Source organism: Bradyrhizobium sp. PRIMUS42, assembly GCF_023006515.1.
Classification (GTDB): Bacteria; Pseudomonadota; Alphaproteobacteria; order Rhizobiales; family Xanthobacteraceae; genus Bradyrhizobium.
On record NZ_JALBGZ010001266.1, the window covers coordinates 1 to 974 of the forward strand.

Annotated in this window: 1 protein-coding gene and 1 pseudogene; one reads left to right on the forward strand and one right to left on the reverse strand. The window is 62.1% G+C overall.

Annotation, left to right across the window (positions count from 1 at the left end; genetic code table 11):
- Positions 1-206 (reverse strand): annotated as a pseudogene (locus MOV75_RS39575) (hypothetical protein); the annotation flags it as partial.
- 491 nt (positions 207-697) lie between these two features.
- Here MOV75_RS39575 and MOV75_RS39580 point away from each other — a divergent pair.
- The coding region (locus MOV75_RS39580) for a hypothetical protein (RefSeq protein WP_247008272.1) at positions 698-974 on the forward strand (277 nt) is incomplete at its 3' end.

The following is a 974-nucleotide window of genomic DNA, read 5'->3' on the forward strand; positions in this document are numbered from 1 at the left end:
CCCCGCTCTTCGTAGCCGTAACCGTAGCCTTGGCCGTAACGCGGCGGCGGTGGCGGCGCGACCTCCGAGGGCGCATAGGGCCCGTCGAAATCCGACACCGCGATCATGGCCCCTCCCGCAATACCGCTCGCCGGAACCTGCGCCTGGGCAGTGGTTGCAGCCAGCGCCAGCGTGGCAGCAGCCACACATCCTGTGAAAAACTTCATGGTCGACACGCTCCTGTCAGGCCCTGGATGACTTGCGCTCTTTCGCTTCTTGTGGCGTGGCGAGCCTTCCGAAGGGTTGATCCGAAGCTTCATTTGGGATTTCGGCGCCCGCAGGGCCGGATCGGGGCGCGTTTGCTTCAAAACAGGGGCCGCGCAACTTTTGGAAAGCGATTGATTGACATATCGGGAATCGGGACTTCCGCGCGCTTGTGTGCTAGACAAAAATTTGGCAAGGTGATGGTTAGGACAGGAAGACTGTCTCAATTTTGCCTGCGGTTCCGGCACAGGGATTGCAGCGAAAACTGGCACTTTCGAGCGCCGGCAAGGTACCAGGCAAAGCCGTTCTCGGGGACGAAGAACGCCTAGGCCTGAATTTAAGAAAATGCGGCTCGCAGCGGACGAGTGGTGACCCAGAGGCGGGTGCCGCGGAACGCCGAAGGTGCGCCGAAGATAGCGGTGAGGCAGCTTGCCGCATGGAGAGGATTGGAACAATGAACGGGTCGCAATTCGAGCGCGCAAACATCGTGGCAGAAGAGCTGTCGGCGACCGTCGCCTCGAAAACGACCGATCCGATTCAGGAGCACAATTCGCGCCCGCCGGCCGAAGGCCTCTACGATCCGAGCTTGGAGAAGGACTCCTGCGGCGTCGGCTTCATCGCCAACATCAAGGGCCAGAAGTCGCACGAGATCGTCGCGGACGCGCTGAACATCCTTTGCAATCTCGAGCACCGCGGCGCCGTCGGCGCCGACCCGCGCGCCGGCGACGGCG